Here is a 20320-nt window from a genome sequence, read left to right as displayed (position 1 = left end):
GCAAACCTACAGTATTCGCGCCCAAACTGAGGGAATCACTTCAATCACCAACGATCAGGCGTCGAGTGCGGCGGTTTCCTATGGGGTCGCTATTTATCGTTTGCTCGCGATAAACCACTTTGGTCGCGCGGGCATTTCCCAGCATCAACTCAAAAGGTGCGCGCCCATCCAGCTCTTTGGAAGTGCCCGCTTCCTGCACTCCGGCTAAGAGTACTACACCACCTGCATCTTTCACCTCAATCCAGGAGTCCTCATCAAAACTGAGCCGTAAGGCACCTTGCAGTTGCTGATCCAGTTGCGCCACTTCGGCGGGAAGCTCCGATAAGGGCTCAGCAGAAGTCGCCTGTGACTGAGCCGCGAGAGCAACAGTGGGGGCCTCAACGGCAATCTGCTCGCTATTGAGGTCAACAGGGCTTTCCTGTAATACAAAAGTAGAATCACCTTGCTCTATTGCACTGTTTTCCTGCTTTAGAATTGCCGTACTTTGCCCTGGTATCTCCTCAGGAGCCTGGGAAACTTCATCCGTCAGTGCCACTGGCATTGGTACAGAGGGAATATTTACCGGACCGCCATAGAGCCACCAAAAGACGCCCCCGGCAGCAAGCAGAGGCAATATTGCCAACACTCCATGTCCCTTTCGACGGGCAGGACGCAGGGCATCGGCCTTCACCTCTATACGGCGGCCTTCACTGCGTGCTTGCGGCTGAGGTCGTGCGGAATCATAGGCGGTGAGTACTGGCTCTGAAGGAACACCCAGCTCCCTACAGATATTGCGGATATAGCCACGTGCATAAACTATCTCGGGCTGACGCTCGAAAATATCATCTTCCAGCCATTCCACCGTGTTATCGATAATACACAAGCGCCGGGATAAATCTTCACGGGACAGGCCAGCATCCTCACGCGCTGCACGCAGGATGCTACCTGGAGAAACTGGGGACGTTTGTGTCGGGGGTACGGCTTCACCGCTATCGCGGTGCGCGGAACTACTATCCGTCATTACCACTCAACTCCTGATATTTCAGTGTTTCCGCAGAGTACGGGTACAAATTCTTCAAGGCTAGCGCGTAACTGAGCTCCTTGTCACGATTCCCAAACACCTTTTCGATGCGGATACCCAGCCACAGGGACCGCGGTGTCTGGCGGTTATTTTCGCTGTATTTATCCAGGTACTGTTTGGCCACGGCATAATCGCCAGCCTCAAACTTCAACTCAGCCAGCTCAAGCTGGGCCACAGGTAGATTTGCATTCAGGGCCAAAGCACGAGTGTAGGCTTGTTCAGCCTCCTCCAGCATACCCAGTCGGCTGGCAGTGCGGCCATAATTAACCAGGGCGAAGAAGCGACGGTTATAGGTCAGGTCTTTTGAAGCGTGGCGAAACTGCTCCAGCGCCTCTTTGTAGCGCTCCTGCTTATAGAGAAAAACCCCGAAATTGGTGCGCGCCATCGAAAAGTTATCGCCATAACGCAGGGCTTTCTTGAAGTGGGATTCAGCCACCTTCAGCTCGCCATCTGCCTGATATAACAAAGCCAGGCCATGGTGGGCTAGTGGGTTTTTCCTGCCTAATTCCAGAGCCTTATTGAAATGACGCCTGGCCAGCTCACGGTTATCACCGCTTTGCAGATAGCGCAGCCCCAACTGCACGTGAGTTTCCAGGGCCTTATCCAGGTTCACTTCCTGGCGCTCAGGCAACCCGGTCGTTACACAGCCCCCCAACAGAGCAGTAAATAACAGCCCCAAAAACGGCAGGCCAAAAGATTTTGCAGACACAACATCACCTGTAAATTTATTTTTTATCTGTCCATCTAGCGGAAGCACCTTGGGCGCAGTCAACCCCAGCTAGGCGGCGTAAGACCTGCTACATCCGTCAACCGAAATTCGCTATACGCCCAGGGCTGATTAATTTTTCAACACAAACCCAGTCACTATTTGCCGTCCCATCAACCGGTCGTAACCCCTAACCTGTGCTTCCCGGGCCCTATACTGCCGTAAAGTACAGCCCGTTGCAGCTCCATAACCCCAATGAATTCCAATTAACAGTTACCAAGCCCGACTTGTCGCGGGCTTACAGGAGAGAAAAAGTGCGGATATCACAGAGCTAACAATATTCTGCGGAATAGTATTCTCCTGGCTCCCATTTATAGCGCGTTGCCCTCGCGGTCTTTCGCCTCTAGCTGCCGACCATCTGGGCCACCATCCCGAGGGGGCATCAGAGCCTGAATCGCATTAGAGTTGGTATTGGCAGCATCCGGATCAGTGAGTGTTCCAAGGAATTTCACCACCAGGTCGATCTCTGTATCACTGAGATTGTTGGCTCCGCCCCCGCCGTTCGCACTGAGAATATCCTGGGTATGAGCCAGGCCATTGGGAGCCACTTTACTGGCACAGTCCTGCAGCCCCACAAATTGCTCCAAATCACACATTTCGCTGTTGGCAAAATATCGGGTAATGGAACCTGATCGATCGCGATAGTGCTCGATATTTCTCCTTAACGTGGCGAACTGGCCATTGTGTCCCCAAGGGCCAGTGATGGCGACATTGAGTAGTGTTGGAATACGAAAACTACCCGCACCATTACCACCCAGATCGGCACCACTACCGCTAGCATCCTTACCAACGCCTATTTGTGGATAACTTACAGCCCTAAGCCCCTGGGTAGTAAAGAAGGCGCCGCCATGACAGTTAGTGCAGCCCGAATTACCCGCCATAAAGGTAATAGCCCCGCGCTTCTCATCGCTGTCCAAAGCATCCGGATTACCATCCACATAATCAAAGAAGGGGTTATCGATAAATAATTGTACTGCCTCATAAGCAGCTATAGCCTCAGCAACACGGCTGAAATTAATCTCAGGATCACCGAAAGCAGCGCTGAATAACGAGCTCCAACTGGCACTCTCCAGATTTGCCGCAAGTATCTCTTCGCGATAGGCGATAAATCCACCTTCAATAGTATTATCGTAGCCGAATTGGGTAATGTCCCCCATTTCTGCAGCATCGGTAACGGGAAAATGTGCCTGGGCCATCATTAGAGCCAGGGTACCAATACCCACTGCCGCTTCGGTATTATTACTGACATCGCGGGAGTCTGTTCTCAGCCCCCGATCAGTAATTGCCACACGGTTATCCCAGAAAAGCCCTCGAGTCCAAAGTGCGGCATTACAGATCGGTTGGGCATTTCTCGCCACAACAGGCACTTCATTAAAACCATCTGACCGCCCCGGCCCCACTAGAGCCGGATCGAGCGCGCTTACTCCAATAGGCATAGAAAGGTTATCGCCTCCACAACCCATAACCGGTTGGTGGCAGGACGAGCAGGAGGTGTCGTTATTGGCGCTGAGGCTTTTGTTGTGGAATAAGCGCATACCCAACTCCACCTTTGCGGGGCTCTGCTCACTGCGGACTCGGGCGGCGAATGCCCGTATATCCTCCAAGTGAGAGGCCATACCATTCAGCTCAAGCATGGCCTGAAGGCAGGAATCCAAATCTGCATCAAGCAGATCCAATGCACTGCGTGCATTGTTACACTCTGTAAAATTAGAAATGCGATCATTGTCCACCTCAATATCCGCGCCGCTGCTGAGCCCGCTATTGGTATTGTTCAGCAAGGTTTTTGCACTGACCCGGGCGATGTCACTATCATTATCGACGTCTCCAGCAGTCACTGTGTAGGTGTACTCTGTATTTATCGAAAGCCCCTGGTCGACAAAGTAGTGATTACTCGTTTCAGCAATTTTTTCACCGTTACGATAGATGGAATAGGTTGTCCCATCACGCTCCCACGAGAGTCCGATACTGGTACCGGAAAAAGCATTAGCAATTAACTTTGCGGGAGCACCTCCCTGTTGGGAGCTACCCCCAGTATCATTATCACCGCTTGTACTGGTGTCCGAGCCGCCATCACCACCTACATCTCCACCAGTGCCTATATCTCCGCCACTGCCATCTGCAACTGGATCAGAGGACGGATTGTCATCCCCACCGGAAGAGCCCGAGCTGCAACCCGCTACCAACACAAACAGTGGCAGGATCAACAGCCGCAGCAATACCATGATCGATACATTCGAATTTTTACTATGAACTTTCATAAAATCTGACCGACCCCGCCACTAAAACCTCATTTGAGAAGCTCTGGACAGGCAATAAGCGAACTAGTGCCCCTTGCGGCACCAAAAGCTAACATCCCCAGGGTTTGCTGAAACTCAACAAAAGTCCTTTTTAATTTCAAAGGATAAAGATCTGAATTATCTCTTGCCTTGGCCGTTTGAATAAACCCAAAACAATATCTACTGCCTTGGTGGCAATTGTTGCTAACAAAAAACTGATTCTACTTTGATGGCCAACTGGCCACAGAGCCTGGCTATTTAACTACCAGTCGCTTCAGCCATAGGAGTAAACAATTTAGCGCCTTTACCCGACAATTTCTGTTGAGGGAGTCGCAAACTGTCAGTGCGGTTAAGGTGATCTTCGGGGGCAAGAATTATCTGTTATTTTTAACCCGAGCCCGACACAATGGCAGTACCAGTCAATGTAGGTATTTTTTACAATTGCCATTCGCAAGAGCATGCTGCTTCTACAATACTAGGATTGCTATGATTGCCGAGCATAGAGAGCTGTAGGAACCATACCCTCTATACTCGCCATATTATTTTTAATATTTCATGCAGTCCGGGAAAAATCTAACTGAAACTTATAAGATTTCTCCGCTCTGGTCTTTTGCATCCAGCTGCTTACCGTCTGGGCCACCATCTCTGGGAGGTATCAGGAACTGAATCGCATTGGAACTGATATCCGCTGCATTCGGATCAGTAAGCGTACCCAGGAATGTCACAACAAAGTCAATTTCGTCTTCGGTCAAACGGTTGATGCCTCCTCCATCGTTCCCATCGAGAATATCTTGGGAGTGAGCCAAACCATTGGGAGCCACCTTGCTCGGACAATCCTGCAGATTTTTAAATTGGTCAAGATCACACATCTCGTTATTTTCAAAATATCTAAGGATGGAAGCTCCTTGGTCGCTGTAGTGTTCGACATTTCTTCTCAGAGTGCCAAATTGCCCGCTATGCCCCCAAGGGCCCGTGATAGTTACATTTAGCAGAGTAGGCGCACGGAAGGCTCCAAGCCCCAAAGACCCCTCTCCCCCCAAATCCGCACCACTTCCGCTTGCATCCGTGCCTATGCCTATTTGAGGATAATTGGCAGCCATCAGTGCCTCAGAGGTAAAGAAAGCCCCTTTATGGCAGAAAGTACAACCGGCATCTCTTGACATAAAAGTGATTGCACCGCGCTTCTCTTCAGCGTTGAGCACCTCCAGATTCCCCTCGACATATTCAAAAAACGGATTATCGATAAATATCTGTACGGCTTCATAAGCCGCAATTGCCTGAGCAATACGGCTGAAATTAATCTCGGGATCACCAAAAGCGGAAGTAAACAAGGCCCCCCAAGCTGCAGTATCCAGGCTGGCTGCTAATATATCCTCGCGATAGGAAGTAAAATTCTCATCAACAGAATCATCATATCCAAAGTCGGTGATATCCCCCATCTCAGGCGGAGCAGTTACCGGAAAATGCGCCTGTGCTATAAGCAGTGCCAACGAGCCAGGTCCTACAGCATTGACGGTATTATTCGTAACATCTCTCGAGTCTGTTCTGAGGACACCATCAGGGCTTAAAGAAACCCGATTGTCCCAGAACAGGCCCCGAGACCACAGTGAGGCATTACAAATAGCCTGAGAGTTCCTTGGCACTATAGGTACTTCGTTAACACCATCTGAGCGCCCCGGCCCCAGCAGGGCGGTATCTATAGCATTAATACCCACCGGCATTGAGAGGTCATCCCCACCGCAGCCAATCGCGGGATGATGGCAGGACGAACAGGAGGCATCTTGATTTGCACTTAAGGATTTGTTGTGGAACAGGCGCATTCCCAGCTCCACCATAGCAGGCTCCTGCTCACTGCGAACACGTGCGGCAAAAGCGCGTATGTCTTCGACAAGAGGGGCCATACGGTTGAGTTTGAGCATAGCTGCCAAACAGTTATCCAGGTCTTCTTCGAGCAAGTCCACCGCACTGGAAGCATTTTTACATTCCTCAAAAGCGGATATACGCTCATTTAAAACATCATCTTCTGTGCCGTTATTCAGCCCCTCGTTCGTATCATTGACTAATGTTTTAACGATGATCTGGGAGGCTTCCAGCTCGCTGGCCGCATCAACGGTATTGACAGAGTACGCGTACTCAGTATCTACCGATAAGCTCTGGTCGATAAAAAAGTTATTGCTGGCTTCCGCTATTTTTTTTCCATTACGATAGATGAAATAGGTTTCACCATCCCGCTCCCAGACAAGGCCGATACTGGTTCCAGAGTAAGCATGACCAATCAATTCTGCAGGTGAGCTTCCCTCTGCAGGATCGGGATCGGGATCGGGATCGGGATCGGGATCGGGATCGGGATCGGGATCGGGATCGGGATCGGGATCGGGATCGGGATCGGGATCAGTATCACCCCCTACAATATCCGGAACCGAGCGATCCTCACCACCGGACGACCCCGAGCCACAACCAAGCATTATCAAAACGAGTGTTAGAAAAAAAAGCCGTGATAAGGCTCTGGAAAATAGCATTAGATCCAGTTTCTGAACGTTCATATAATTTAACAGTCCCTTCCATCTACTTTTTAAAAAGTTCTGGACTGTTAACGCGTTACCCTGCGGGTTGGTTGACTTCGGAGTAAAAAAAGGCACCACCAAATCGAAGGCAAGGCGTGCGAGGAATTACCACTTAGAGAGGAATAAAAGATTTAAAAACTATCTTCTACCAAAACTGCAGCTCTAAGCCACCCAGATCGGAAGAAGATGTTTTAGGACCACCTGGCATCCCAGCTAATCGCCAGCTCAAGACACTCAGGTTAAATTGGTACTCAGCCTACAATACGGACAGGGCGCTCAGCGTTGCGATAGCGTTCAGAGCGGCGGGTCCGGTCATTCACACTTCCTGCCAATTGACCACAAGCTGCATCAATATCATCACCGCGAGTGGTTCTGACGGTTACGGTATAACCTTTGTCGAGTAAAATCTGTTGAAAGCGTCGCAAAGCGTTATTACTCACCCGCTGATAATCGGAAAGCTCAAACGGATTAAAAGGGATTAAATTAATTTTTACTGGCACATCGCGCAGTAGTTCCGCCAGTTGCTCAGCATGCTCAGGGCGATCATTAACCTCGCGCATCAGCGTATATTCGATGGTCATCTTACGATGGGTGTCTGGCATGCGGTCGATATAGCGCTTAGCAGAATCCAACAGCATCGCAATCGGATATTTTTTATTGATCGGTACTAGCTCATTGCGCAGTTCATCGTTGGGCGCATGCAGGGATATCGCCAGGCTTACATCAGTAACATCCGCAAGGCGATCCAATGCGGGTACTACACCTGAGGTAGACAAGGTTACGCGGCGCTTGGAGATGCCATAGGCGTTGTCTTCCATCATCAGGTTCATGGCATCGACTACATTGTCGAAGTTGAGCAGGGGTTCACCCATTCCCATCATCACTACATTGGTTACCTTGCGTGGACCTTTCGGCTGTAGCTGGCCGAAAGACTTACAGGCAATCCACACCTGCCCAATGATTTCAGCAGCAGTTAAGTCCCGATTGAAGCCCTGTTTTCCGGTTGCACAAAAACTGCAATCCAAGGAGCAGCCCACTTGGGAGGATACGCATAAAGTACCGCGATCCCCATCGGGGATATAAACGGTTTCGATGGCATTATCACCAGAAACTTTAATGAGCCATTTGCGCGTACCATCGGCAGAATCCCACTGCTCCAATACTTCCGGAGCGCGAATCTCAGCAACTTCTGCCAGTTTCTGGCGCAGTGCCTTGCTGACATTGGTCATTTCAGCAAAGTCACTCACCCCGTTTTGGTGAATCCACTTTAAAACCTGGATAGCGCGGAAACGCTTCTCGCCCAATGATTCAAAGAAGGCGGCCAGCTTTTCAACAGAAAGGCCGAGCAGGTTGGTTTTCTCAGCGGTCATTCATTTCACCTCGGGGAAGAACTGCACCGGCCCAGACGGACCAGTGCGATTTCAGCACACAAATTAAGCGCGCGGACAGATTTCGTCGTCAGCGAAGAAGTAGCTTACTTCGCGGGCAGCGGACTCTGCGGAGTCAGAGCCGTGTACTGCGTTAGCGTCAATGCTGTCAGCGAAATCAGCGCGGATGGTGCCAGCAGCAGCTTCTTTCGGATTGGTAGCGCCCATCAGCTCACGGTTTGCCAGGATAGCGTTCTCGCCTTCGAGAACCTGTACAACAACCGGGCCGGAAGTCATGAAATCAACCAGGTCTTTGAAAAAAGGACGCTCTTTGTGCTCAGCGTAGAAACCTTCAGCTTTTTCGCGGGACAGGTGCACCATCTTCATGGCAACAATGCTCAGGCCAGCTTTCTCAAAACGGCTCTCGATTTCACCGATTACGTTTTTGGCTACTGCGTCCGGCTTGATGATGGAAAGGGTACGCTCCAGGGCCATGGTTATCTCCAATGTGATTTTTCGTTACTGAACTTACATACAGAAAGAGCAACCTGCACAGTTGCTCTTTCCTGATATTCCTTCCGTACCCACCGGGCCGGGGGTACTCAAATTTTGATCACCGCATTTCGCGGCCGGCGGATTATACGGGGTATTGATCGACTTTTGTACTCCATTACCAATACTCGGTTAACTCCACTCAACTACTCTCGCTCTTCAATCCAAGCGGCCTGGATCGCCTCCAGGATCTTCTCGCCACAGCGATCAGGGTCATCATCAAACCCCGGTAACGCCATTACCCAGTTACGCAGATCAACGAAGTTAACGGTAAGTGGGTCCACTTCTTCGTGAGTGTCGCAAAGTTCAATGGCGATATCGTGAATGTCAGTCCACTTCATTATTTGGCTCCCCCAATACCCGCACCGATCAGTGCTTTTCCGAAACCTGGTTTATTGTGTACTTGGGAATCTCGACTACCAGGTCTTCATCCTCAACGATGGCCTGACAGGAGAGACGAGATTCGGGCTCCAGCCCCCAGGCCTTGTCCAGCAGATCCTCTTCCAGCTCATCAGGCTCCTCAAGGGAATAAAAACCCTCGCGTACGATGACATGACAGGTGGTACAGGCACAGGCCTTCTCACAGGCATGCTCAATTTCAATATCGTTGGCCAGCGCTGCATCTATTACGCTGACACCACTCTCCGTTTCCACGACCTTACCCTCAGGGCAAATTTCGGCATGGGGTAAAAATACAATCTTCGGCATGGGTACTGACTCTCTATGGTCTCAATCCGACGGGGCTGTGCCCCAGCCGCTTATTTATCGAATTCATCCAGGCTGTGGCCCTGCATCGCTCGCTTAATCGACGCATCCATTCGCCGGGCAGCGAAGGGTTCCGACAGCTTATTCAGAGCTTCCATACGACGACGAATCTCTTCTGCATCGCCACCGTTATGGGCCAGACGCAACGCCTCCATAGCAAGTTCCAGCTCGTTTAATTCATTTTCCTGCAGCAACTGGGCACCATTTTCACGCAGTGCAACCAGCAGGCTTTCCAAGGTACGCTCTGCCTCTACCTGTGCCTCACGCAGTGCGCGCAGGGCAATATCTTCTGCAGCATGGGTATAGGAATCCTGCAACATACGGGCGATATCCTTGTCCTCAAGCCCGTAAGAAGGCTTGACTGTGATATCTGCACTGACACCACTGCTCTTCTCCACGGCACTAACTGACAGCAAGCCATCCGCATCCACCTGGTAAGTCACACGGATATGAGCCGCACCTGCCACCATCGGCGGGATACCGCGCAGCTCAAAGCGCGCAAGTGAGCGGCAATCGCTCACCAGCTCCCGCTCTCCCTGCACTACATGGATAGCCATCGCTGTCTGACCATCCTTAAAAGTGGTGAACTCTTGAGCCTTAGACACCGGAATCGTCGTATTGCGCGCGATCAATTTTTCAGTGAGGCCACCCATGGTCTCGATTCCAAGCGATAGGGGAATCACATCCAGCAATAACAGCTCATCATCAGATTTGTTGCCCACAAGCATATCCGCCTGCAAGGCCGCACCAATAGCAACAACTTGGTCCGGGTCTATTTCTGCATGAGGCGCTCGGCCGAAATAATTCTCGACCCGCTCACGCACCCGCAGGGTACGGGTAGAGCCACCTACAAGCACTACCTCCTGCACCTCCTCAACGTCGATGGCAGCATCGCGCAGAGCGCGCTTGCAAGCGCGTAAGGTTTTATCAATCAAGGGATCCAGCAGTGAGGCCATAGTTGCCCGGTCGAATACACCCTGCCAATCTCCCTGGCTCACCTCCGCCTGTTCGGCATTGGCCAAGGCTTCTTTCGCCGCACAGGCACTATCGAGGAGCTGGCGCTGGGTAGCGGCATCCAGGTCCGTACCCAGACCTGCCTGTTCGGCTATCCAGGCAGCGATGGTACGATCAAAGTCATCACCACCGAGTGCGGTATCACCACCAGTCGACATCACTTCGAAAACACCACGGGACAGGCGTAAAATGGAAATATCGAAGGTACCACCACCGAGGTCATAGACTGCTATAACCCCTTCCTCGCCCCTGTCCAGGCCGTATGCCACAGCCGCCGCCGTAGGTTCATTGAGTAGACGCAACACTTTCAAACCTGCCAGCTTGGCCGCATCTTTGGTGGCCTGACGCTGGGCATCATCAAAGTATGCCGGCACGGTAATCACCGCACCATCCAGCTCACCGCCATCCTTGCCGCATAGAGCCTCGCGGCCGCGCTGAGCCAACTTTTTTAGAATCTCCGCAGATACCTGTACCGGGTTTACCGGGCCGGCAGCAGTTTCGATGGAAGGCATACCCCCATCGCTGTCAGCGAAGTGGTAAGGCAACTGCTCACCGAGACTTTTGACATCTGCCACCCCACGCCCCATCAAGCGCTTGATGGAGATCATGGTATTGTATGGGTCCTGCGCGGCCCGTGCTCGGGCCTTGGCACCCACGGTGATAGTCTCGCTGCCGTAGTGTACCGCCGAGGGCAGTATCACTCTGCCCTGCTCGTCGGCGATGGCCTCTGCTGAACCACTACGCACAGTCGCCACCAGCGAGTTGGTGGTCCCCAGGTCAATCCCCACAGCGTACTTGCGCTGGTGAGGATCGGGGCTCTGTCCCGGTTCGGAAATTTGCAGTAATGCCATTGCTAATCTCTTCTATCGTCAGGGTGGCGTTGCCACGGCACAATCAGTGCCATATCCCAAGTTATTATCAATTGTCGCTCAGTAATCACCGAACAGATCGGCTTCCAGTTCTTCAATCTGCGACTGCAGCTTCACCAGGAACTGTTGTTTGCGCAGGGAGCCCTCGGCCTCAACCAACTTGCCAGCATCAAAAACCTCAGCAAATTGCTTTTGCTCATTGCGGAATAGGCCTTGCACTTCAACGGCAAGCTCTTCAAGGGCGGAGGCTGGATCGGGTTGCTCCCGTACCTCTTCGAGGCGCTCACGCAGCAACATCTGCTGCATCAGGAATTCCGTATCGGCGGTAGTCTGCTCCGGCGGTACTTCCACGCCGGCCAACTTAAGTAGATATGCGGCGCGCTGCACCGGGTCGCGCAGAACGGTGTGGGCTTCATTAATCTGTGCCGCCATCTGGATAGCCAGCAGCTGCTCACGCTCAGATTTGGAAGCGTATTTATCCGGGTGGAATTCCCTCTGCAATTCCCGATAGCGCGCTGCCAGGGCGTTGCGATCGAGTTCAAAGGTGGGCTCAAGCCCGAATATTTCGAAATGGGTCAGGTTGGTTGCCATCTCAGTTCACCTACCGGCACTGGGCCTTAAAAACTTGGCGGCGGCGCCCCCGCCCGGCAGTCGCTACCGGACCAATAAAAAGGCCGGCATGCACAGTGCACCCGGCCTCGCTGCGGCGAGTTCCGATTAAACGTGGAAACTCTCTCCGCAGCCACACTCATTTTTCACGTTAGGGTTGGAGAAGGTAAAGCCTTCGTTTAGCCCCTCTTTGACAAAGTCCAGTTGGGTTCCATCGAGGTAAACCAAACTTTTGGGGTCGACGATCAGCTTTACATCGTCCTGCTCGAACACCACATCTTCGGCTTCTGTCGAGTCGACAAATTCCAGTACATAGGCCAAGCCTGAGCACCCGGCGGTCTTAACTCCTACCCGGATACCGATACCTGTGCCGCGCTTGGCCAGCTGACTCTTGATGTGAGTCTTGGCGGCCTCGGTCATGGTAATAGCCAAAACAATACCTTCACTGCTGTAGGGCACATAGCCCAGTAGAATTAACCTGCGGCGGACTCTTTTGCTTCACCAGCATTGGCAGATTCACCGCGTTTTTCACGAATATCGCGCACCGCAGCCTTGATCGCATCTTCCGCCAGTACCGAGCAGTGAATTTTTACCGGGGGCAAGGCCAACTCTTCAGCGATAGCGGTATTCTTGATCTGCTCTGCCTCATCAATGGTCTTCCCTTTTACCCACTCGGTGAGCAGGGAGCTGGAGGCAATAGCAGAACCACAGCCATAGGTCTTGAACTTGGCGTCTTCAATGACCCCTTCTTCACTTACCTGGATTTGCAGGCGCATCACATCACCGCAGGCAGGTGCCCCAACCATTCCAGTTCCGACGTTGTCCGCCTTGTCATCCATTCGCCCGACATTGCGGGGATGTTCATAATGGTCAATTACTTTATCGCTATAGGCCATGACTGTTCTCCTAACTCTTGCGCGCGCTTAGTGAGCGGCCCATTCAATCTTGTTCAGGTCTACGCCGTCTTTGTACATATCCCAAAGAGGCGACAGTTCGCGCAGCTTCTCAACCGCTTTGCGCACTTCGGTAGCAGCAGTATCTACATCCTGCTCGCTGGTAAAGCGGCCGAAGCTGAAACGCAGTGAGCTGTGTGCCAGTTCATCGTTCACACCCAGGGCACGCAGCACATAGCTCGGTTCAAGGCTGGCGGATGTACAGGCTGAGCCGGAAGAGATCGCCAGGTTGCGCAGGGACATAATCAGGCTCTCGCCCTCTACAAACGCAAAGCTGACATTCAGGTTGCCGGGCACACGTTGTTCCGCAGATCCGTTGATATGAACCTCTTCCATATCCTTGATTTGATTCCAGAAGCGATTGCGCAGGGCCAGCAGTCGCTCTCCTTCTTGCGCCATTTCCTCTTTGGCAATGCGGAAAGCTTCACCCATACCAACAATCTGGTGAGTGGGCAGGGTGCCGGAACGCATACCGCGCTCGTGCCCACCACCATGAATTTGTGCTTCCAGGCGCACCCGTGGCTTGCGGCGAACATACAGGGCGCCGATCCCTTTGGGGCCGTAAATCTTATGTGCGGAGAAGGACATCAAATCGACCTTCATTTCCTGCAGGTCAATCGGCAACTTGCCGGCACTCTGCGCCGCATCCACATGGAAAATTACTTTGCGTGCACGGCACAGTTCGCCAATCGCGGCAACATCGTTGATTACACCAATCTCGTTATTGACGTGCATTAAGCTCACCAAAATGGTGTCCTCACGCAGTGCTTCCTCCACCTGCTCGGGATAAACGATGCCATCCTCACGCGGGTTCAGATAGGTGACCTCAAAGCCCTCACGCTCTAGCTGGCGGCAGGTATCCAGCACCGCCTTGTGCTCGATCTTTGAGGTGATGATGTGCTTTCCACGGCCCTGATAGAAATGGGCCGCACCCTTGATAGCCAGGTTGTCGGACTCGGTGGCACCGCTTGTCCAGACAATTTCACGCGGATCCGCATTAATCAGCTCCGCCACTTGTCGACGGGCATTTTCCACTGCCTCTTCCGCTTTCCAGCCGAACAGGTGGGAACGGGAGGCCGGGTTTCCGAAATTGCCTTCCATCGTCAGCTGTTCCGCCATTTTTGCGGCGACGCGCGGGTCCACCGGACAGGTAGCTGAATAATCCAGATAGATGGGAAGCTTCATAGTCATACCGTTTCCGCTCAATAAATCTCTAATACCCCGTCCCGGCCCCAACCGGGCCGGCACTTATAGTCCGCCAAGTACAGCGATGCGCTCTTCCGGTGTCTCACGCATATCCTGTCGACGCGCTACTTCCTGCACCTCCGCACGAGCCACAAGGTTGGCCAGGCTGATACCACTCAGAAAACCGTGAATCTGGTCGCTTAAATCAGACCAGAGATAGTGTGTCAGGCACTGTTCGCCATTGGCGCAATCGGCATTGCCACCGCAACTGGTGGCATCCACAGATTCATTTACCGCATCGATAATCTGTGCCACATAAATTTCTTCGCCGTCACGGGCCAGGCGATAGCCGCCACCGGGACCACGTACACTGGAAACCAACCCAGATTGGCGCAGGCGGGAAAACAACTGTTCCAGATAAGACAGGGAAATACCCTGGCGCTTGGAAATATCCGCTAGGCTGATCGGCCCACGCTCTGCGTGTAACGCCAGATCCAGCATGGCGGTGACCGCATAGCGGCCTTTAGTAGTCAAACGCATATCAGCTCCAAACTGATGTACAGCCTTTTCCGATCGGGGCGCGAGTATGGAATAACCCAGCACTACAGTCAAGTATATAACCCCCCGCCCAACTCGGGTATTTACCTAGTCGGGGCGCCCCTTACCTCCTGTGCGATGGATGTAATTCTGGATAGAGGTCAGCATGCCGCGGAGGATACCCAGTTCCATATCATCAGGGCGCACTCGACTAAATAGTCGACGCAAGCGGGTCATAGTCTGACGGGGGTTGTCAGGGTCGATAAAGCCCAGCTCGCCGAGGGACTCCTGCAGGTGATCAAAATACAGTTCCATATCGCTGGCCTTGGCTGGGGGGCGATCCCAGTCGGCATAGTTCAGCGGCTCCCCCTTTTCGGCCTCCAAGGCGGCCATACGCACTTCGTAAGCCAGTACCTGCACAGCAGTTGCCAGGTTCAGGGAACTGTATTCCGGATTTGCCGGGATATGTACATGGAAGTTACAGGCCTGAAGCTCTTCATTGGTAAGCCCACGGTCTTCGCGCCCAAAGACCAGCGCCACCGGGTGGCTTTGCGCCTCCGCGACCGCTCGCTCACCACATTGGCGCGGGGTCAGCAGTGGCCAGGGTATACGGCGCTCTCGGGCACTGGTTGCCACCACCAGACCACAATCCGCTACCGCTTCCTCCAGGGTATCTACAACCACAGCGCTATCCAGCAACTCCGCCGCCCCCGCCGCGCGCCAAATTGCGTTGGCCGCCGGGAATTCACGCGGAGCCACCAGGTAAAGTTGGCTCAAGCCCATATTCTTTAACGCGCGCGCCGCACCTCCGATATTACCGGGGTGGGCACTGTTAACCAAAACCACGCGCACATTGTCGAGCGCATTGAGCGGAGTCGTATCTAAAGGGGACTTGGCCATACTGAAGTAATAAATCGGTGTCATGGGGGCGCGCGAGTGTAGCAAAAATGGATGGGAATCCCTACAATCGCGTCCGCTGCGGTCAACTCGCAGTCTGCTTTTTAACCCCTTCAACCACTTAGTGCGGAATAGTTATGGAACCCATGCTAAATATTGCCCTGCGCGCGGCGCGCAAGGCCGGAGAACTGATCGAACGGGCCTGGGAGCGCGGCGACCTGATGAAATTCGAGGAGAAAGCGCGCAACGATTTCGTCACTGAAGTGGACAAAGCCAGCGAGCAGGAGATCATCTATCACCTTCGCAAGGCTTATCCCAAACACAGCATTCGCGCTGAAGAAAGCGGCTTGCTGGAGGGTGCGGAACCCGATTACGAATGGATTATCGATCCTCTCGACGGCACCACTAACTTTATCCATGGCGTACCCCAGTTTGCGATTTCCATCGCCTGCCGCTATCGCGGTCGCATTGAACATGCCGTGGTGCTGGATCCGATTAAACGAGAGGAATTCACCGCAAGTCGTGGTCGCGGTGCTGCTCTGAACGGACGCCGCATCAGGGTATCCCCGCGCCAGGGCATGCGCGGAGCGCTGATCGGTACTGGCCTGCCCTTTAATGGCCCGGCCCTGGAAAACATCGACCCCTACCTATCCGCCCTGAAAGAAATCGCCGGGCAGACCGCTGGTATCCGCCGCCCAGGCGCCGCAGCCCTGGACCTGGCCTATGTTGCAGCTGGTCGCTTTGACGGTTTCTGGGAAATGTACTTGAACACCTGGGATATCGCCGCGGGCTCCCTGCTAGTAAAAGAGGCAGGCGGCCTGATCAGTGACTTCCGCGGAGGGGAAGACTACCTGGATTCCGGCAATCTGGTGTGCGCCACCCCCAAAGTATTCAAGCCCCTGATACAAATCGTGGGCAAGCACCTCGGTGGTATCCGCTAACCCCGCGATGTAAATTACCCGGCTAATGGCCGGGTAATTTACAACTTTTCCTCAGTACAACCTGAGTGCATTTCAGGTAGATCGGCCTGCACTCACAAGGCTCTCCGCCAGCACTTTCGAAAGCTGCACAAAATCGAATTGATCCGGCAACATTGGGTGACTCTCCCCTGTAGGATTTTCACCAACCAACACAAAACGCGTCGACCGAGTGGAAATATCCTCCTCAAGGATACGCACCAGATCCGCCGCAGACATACCCGGCAGTTCACTGTGAAACAGCAACACTTCGGGATGCATAGTTCGCGCAATAAAAATCGCCTCCACAACATCAGTGGCTACCAGGCACTGGATCTGCGGGGTATCTTTCAACATTTCTTTCAACCTGCTCGCAGCTGTAGGGCGGTTATCCACAAGCAATAGGCGCCCCTCAGGCAAATGTGACGGCACCTCCGGCTGGGCAGAAAAAGACATCAGCGCGTCAGGAGCATCAATCATGGGAAACTCGATCCAAAAAATTGATCCCTGCCCCTCCTGGCTATCAAAATCAATGCGCCCACCCATGGCCTCGGTCAAGCGCTTGGCAATCGCAAGCCCCACACCCGTGCCCTCAATATGACCTTTTTCCTCGCCCAGCCTATTAAATGGCTCGAACACTTCGGTACGCCGCTCCGGTGGGATACCTTTACCCGTATCGAGGATACTCAAGCGTAACCAGCCTTCAGCCTCTGGGGCAAAGTTGATAATGACGCGACCATTTTCCCGGTTGTACTTCACCGCATTGCCGGCGAGATTGAGAACCACCTGTTTATAGCGCACCGGATCCGCGCAAATATATGCGGACTCCCAACCCAGAGGCTCAAAAACAAGGCTCACCCGGCGAGTTTCAGCCAGGGGCTCAAGTAGACGCTTGCACTCGGCTACAAGCTCCGCAGGGCGAATGGATTCCATTGACGGACCGAGGCGCCGGCTATCAATACGAGCCAGTTCGAGCACATCCCCAACCAAGTGCAACAAATGCTGGCCGGCGCGACGAATCTCTCCCAGCCTCTGCCGTTGGTCCGAATTGAGGGTCTGGTCCAGTTCCACCATCTGGCTATAGCCCAGTATCGCATTCAGTGGGGTACGCAGTTCGTGACTCAGACTAAAAAGCAGATCTGCACGATGCGCATTCTCTTCGCGCTGCTGCTGTAGCTCCCGCTCCACTCGCGATAAAGTCTCGCGGCTACCACTGATATCCTGCAGGGTACCTAATACCCGTACCGGCTGGCCGCGACTGTTGAGCTGGGCCTTACCCCGGCAGCGCACCCAGACAATACTTCCATCAGAACGCCACAGGCGAAATTCAACATCAAGGGGAAGGCGCTCACGCACGTGGTCCTGCATGGCCTGCTCGACCCGGGAAGCATCTTCAGACAACACCCTGGCCTTCCACTGTGCCGCAGCCGAACGCCCGATACTGCGAATGGGGCTCACCTCATAACCGAGTATGCTCCAGCAGGCATCGTCTAACACCATCTCATCTGCACGCAGATCCCACTCCCACAAGCCATCGCCAACACCAGAGAGAGCCTGTAAGGGGCGCTCAGCCGGTAGGTTTGAAAGATAGCTCTGTGATAGGGCTTCACTGTAATCAGCACAGCTGCCGATAGCGATTGTTCCATTGGAATCACTGCTGTGAATCGTCCTACCCCATACCCTCAGCCAACGCAACTGGCCTGAGACATCATAAGCGCGGAAACAAGTATCAAAGTAGCCACCAACACCGTTAATTTGCTCACGCAAAGCAAAAATACGATCGCGCTCATCTATATGGACCTGGCGCAGCTCACTGCCAGTCCAAAGGGATTCCAATGCACCGCGGGCGCTGTCTGCAAACAGGAGCCAAATATCTCCCTGGGCTCTCTGGGCACCGGTTTTCAAATGCCACTCCCACAGCCCGCAATCTACATCCTGCAATAATCCCTGTAGGTTCGCAGCTTGTCGGGTAAGCCGAGCAGCATCCAAAGTGTGCAGCTCATCGGAGGTAGCCAGCTGGAATAGGAGGGGAGGTTGGCCTGAAACTTGTGACTCGGACACACTGCGCTCAATTTGTTGGTATTCGCTTGCGGTAGAAATGGGTCATTTATACCGAGTAGTAAAAAGGGCGTCTATTCACCCGGCAATAACATCTGCGGGAATTCTACAAGAGGTCACAAACTTAAAGAATTGTTTCAAACGGAAATGCTGTGACAGATAAAAAAGGCCCCGCAAAGCGGGGCCGTAATCAGCGATGATGAGAGAAAACGGGAAGTTACTCAGAGGAGACGGTTTGCCATAACCTCGTGCATTCTTCCCGAAGTGCGGGTCATGCTTCCCGCACAATTAGTCAAAGCAATTGCCATGCCAACTATTGAAACTCCAATATCTCGGGGGCCGATAGTCCAGCACCTTAATTAATATCCTGACAATCGTGAACCAATAAGTGACTTCAGCTTCTTCTTTTGCGCCAGAATAGTGCACCAGATCCTACCGAATAACGCTTACTGAAGTGAGATACCAACCTCTAGGCATCTCTCGCCACCGGGAATCATGACTCAGCCTATCAACCAGCAGATTGGGAATTAACCGCCAACCTCCGACTCGCTCAACGACTATCTTTGAATCAATGTGACTAACAAGGTGGCGATAAAGCGGGGTTCCAAGGCAGATTTTTCCATGGAACTGAGCGTCAATTTCACCATTTCTACCTGGAGCAGTTTGAACCGGAACAAAACATGCGCACAGCCTCTACCGTTAACTCAGATAAACGCAAATGCTTTTGGATTCCCACAATACTTTTTTCCAGTACCGGCTTTTTAGCGCTGACTGCGGTGCCTATCTATGGTGTGATCCATGGCTACCATTGGTATCAGTGGCTTGTTTTTGCCGTGTACGGCGCCCTATGCAGTTTTTCGGTTGCTGCAGGCAACCATCGTATGTGGTCGCATCGGAGTTATGAGGCACACTGGTCATTACGCCTTTTATTTGCCTTATTTACTGCCGCTGCACTGCAAAACACCACGCTAAACTGGTGTGCCGCCCACCGTCATCACCATCGCCACATTGATGATAATGACCGAGACCCTTATTCAGCCAAACGCGGCTTCTGGTTCTCCCATATCGATTGGATGATGCACGACTACCCGAGTGGTCGCCTGGATTACAAAAATGTGAATGACCTGAAACGCGATAAGATCGTTATGTGGCAGCTCAAACACTACGTACCCATTACCCTGGCAATGAATATCGGCCTACCTATCGCACTGGGAGCTTTGACCGGCGATATTATTGGTATGTTTTTGCTTGCCGGGGTATTGCGTGTAGTCGTTAATCATCACACCACATTTATGATTAATTCCCTCGGACACATGTGGGGAAAGCGCCCATTTCGCACAGACATCACTGCACGGGACAACCCCTTCCTCAACCTGTTTACTTTTGGTGAGGGTTATCACAACTACCATCACACATTCCAGATTGACTATCGAAGTGGTATTCGCTGGTACCAGTACGACCCAACCAAGTGGATGGTCAAGGTGCTGAGCTGGGTCGGTATTACCCGAAATCTGAAAAAAGCAGCAACGATTCAGGCCTATAAGGCACACCTCGCAACTTTGTTTGAAGAAGCCAGACAGAGACTGGCTGACTCCCGATACAGAGAGTTTTGGCAAAAATGGCTAGCGAAGGAGGAACAGCATCTTGCCGACGTAAACAGCAAGTGGAGCAACTTACAAATCCGTCGAAATAATAAAGCGCGGCAAGAGTCCCCACCCCGGTGGGAACTGAAAGAAATCCAGACAAAAATCCGGGAATTAGAATATTCCCTAAAAATGCAGAGTAAACGCTTAAAGATGGTGATGAATCAATTTCACTTATGCCCTCTCACAGCGACCTAGAGGGCAGCCTGCTTCATCAACAAATCCCGGCAAGCATTAGCATTGCCGGGA

18 protein-coding genes are annotated in these 20320 nt (G+C 52.7%); 2 read left to right on the top strand and 16 right to left on the bottom strand.

What is annotated here, in order from left to right; genetic code table 11:
* Window positions 1-40: 40 nt before the first annotated feature.
* The 15 genes from ACJJI7_RS11695 to trmJ all read right to left on the bottom strand — a co-directional run bounded on the left by ACJJI7_RS11695 (window position 41) and on the right by trmJ (window position 15417).
* Window positions 41-1000 (bottom strand): RodZ domain-containing protein, encoded by a 960-nt coding sequence (locus ACJJI7_RS11695; RefSeq protein ID WP_444902101.1) that lies wholly within the window; start codon window positions 998-1000, stop codon window positions 41-43.
* Window positions 990-1769 carry a type IV pilus biogenesis/stability protein PilW gene (pilW, locus tag ACJJI7_RS11690; RefSeq protein WP_040628362.1) on the bottom strand — a complete coding sequence of 260 codons (780 nt, stop codon included), beginning with the start codon at window positions 1767-1769 and terminating at the stop codon, window positions 990-992. Before pilW ends, ACJJI7_RS11695 begins: the two co-directional genes overlap by 11 nt.
* A gap of 368 nt (window positions 1770-2137) precedes the next feature.
* Window positions 2138-4084, bottom strand: coding sequence for a cytochrome-c peroxidase (locus tag ACJJI7_RS11685; protein ID WP_444902102.1), 1947 nt, complete (start codon window positions 4082-4084; stop codon window positions 2138-2140).
* A gap of 602 nt (window positions 4085-4686) precedes the next feature.
* Entirely contained in the window at window positions 4687-6645 is a 1959-nt protein-coding gene (locus tag ACJJI7_RS11680) for a cytochrome-c peroxidase (RefSeq protein ID WP_444902103.1), read from the bottom strand.
* A 272-nt stretch (window positions 6646-6917) separates the two neighbouring features.
* Window positions 6918-8036 (bottom strand): dual-specificity RNA methyltransferase RlmN, encoded by a 1119-nt coding sequence (gene rlmN, locus ACJJI7_RS11675; protein ID WP_020412169.1) that lies wholly within the window; start codon window positions 8034-8036, stop codon window positions 6918-6920.
* A 63-nt stretch (window positions 8037-8099) separates the two neighbouring features.
* On the bottom strand, window positions 8100-8528 hold the full coding sequence (gene ndk, locus ACJJI7_RS11670) for a nucleoside-diphosphate kinase (RefSeq protein ID WP_282951468.1): 429 nt from the start codon (window positions 8526-8528) through the stop codon (window positions 8100-8102).
* A 203-nt stretch (window positions 8529-8731) separates the two neighbouring features.
* The gene (gene iscX, locus ACJJI7_RS11665; protein ID WP_020412167.1) at window positions 8732-8926 is read right to left on the bottom strand and encodes a Fe-S cluster assembly protein IscX; all 195 of its coding nucleotides are present in this window, start codon (window positions 8924-8926) and stop codon (window positions 8732-8734) included.
* 28 nt (window positions 8927-8954) lie between these two features.
* Window positions 8955-9293, bottom strand: a complete 339-nt coding sequence (gene fdx / locus ACJJI7_RS11660) for an ISC system 2Fe-2S type ferredoxin (RefSeq protein ID WP_444902104.1) — start codon at window positions 9291-9293, stop codon at window positions 8955-8957.
* A 50-nt stretch (window positions 9294-9343) separates the two neighbouring features.
* Complete coding sequence (gene hscA / locus ACJJI7_RS11655; protein WP_020412165.1) at window positions 9344-11215, bottom strand: Fe-S protein assembly chaperone HscA; 1872 nt, start codon at window positions 11213-11215, stop codon at window positions 9344-9346.
* Window positions 11216-11293: 78 nt separating this feature from the next.
* The gene (gene hscB, locus ACJJI7_RS11650) at window positions 11294-11824 is read right to left on the bottom strand and encodes a Fe-S protein assembly co-chaperone HscB (RefSeq protein WP_444902105.1); all 531 of its coding nucleotides are present in this window, start codon (window positions 11822-11824) and stop codon (window positions 11294-11296) included.
* A 126-nt stretch (window positions 11825-11950) separates the two neighbouring features.
* A complete protein-coding gene (gene iscA / locus ACJJI7_RS11645; RefSeq protein WP_020412163.1) occupies window positions 11951-12301 on the bottom strand; it encodes an iron-sulfur cluster assembly protein IscA in 351 nt (116 codons plus the stop codon).
* Window positions 12302-12315: 14 nt separating this feature from the next.
* Window positions 12316-12738, bottom strand: a complete 423-nt coding sequence (gene iscU / locus ACJJI7_RS11640) for a Fe-S cluster assembly scaffold IscU (protein WP_020412162.1) — start codon at window positions 12736-12738, stop codon at window positions 12316-12318.
* Window positions 12739-12765: 27 nt separating this feature from the next.
* A complete protein-coding gene (locus tag ACJJI7_RS11635; protein ID WP_026304945.1) occupies window positions 12766-13980 on the bottom strand; it encodes an IscS subfamily cysteine desulfurase in 1215 nt (404 codons plus the stop codon).
* A 63-nt stretch (window positions 13981-14043) separates the two neighbouring features.
* Entirely contained in the window at window positions 14044-14520 is a 477-nt protein-coding gene (gene iscR, locus ACJJI7_RS11630) for a Fe-S cluster assembly transcriptional regulator IscR (RefSeq protein ID WP_026304944.1), read from the bottom strand.
* A 105-nt stretch (window positions 14521-14625) separates the two neighbouring features.
* Complete coding sequence (gene trmJ, locus ACJJI7_RS11625) at window positions 14626-15417, bottom strand: tRNA (cytosine(32)/uridine(32)-2'-O)-methyltransferase TrmJ (protein ID WP_444902614.1); 792 nt, start codon at window positions 15415-15417, stop codon at window positions 14626-14628.
* A 134-nt stretch (window positions 15418-15551) separates the two neighbouring features.
* On the opposite strand from trmJ, the gene ACJJI7_RS11620 reads away from it, so the two are divergent.
* Window positions 15552-16355 carry an inositol monophosphatase family protein gene (locus tag ACJJI7_RS11620; protein ID WP_020412158.1) on the top strand — a complete coding sequence of 268 codons (804 nt, stop codon included), beginning with the start codon at window positions 15552-15554 and terminating at the stop codon, window positions 16353-16355.
* A 72-nt stretch (window positions 16356-16427) separates the two neighbouring features.
* Here ACJJI7_RS11620 and ACJJI7_RS11615 read toward each other — a convergent pair whose 3' ends face one another.
* Complete coding sequence (locus ACJJI7_RS11615) at window positions 16428-18431, bottom strand: hybrid sensor histidine kinase/response regulator (protein WP_020412157.1); 2004 nt, start codon at window positions 18429-18431, stop codon at window positions 16428-16430.
* Window positions 18432-19108: 677 nt separating this feature from the next.
* On the opposite strand from ACJJI7_RS11615, the gene ACJJI7_RS11610 reads away from it, so the two are divergent.
* Window positions 19109-20269: an acyl-CoA desaturase gene (locus ACJJI7_RS11610; RefSeq protein WP_444902106.1), complete on the top strand. Its 1161-nt coding sequence runs from the start codon at window positions 19109-19111 to the stop codon at window positions 20267-20269.
* Window positions 20270-20320: the final 51 nt, after the last annotated feature.

The organism is Microbulbifer variabilis, assembly GCF_056232115.1.
Note: the sequence above shows the minus strand (reverse complement) of the source record. Positions and strands in the feature narration are given on the sequence as shown.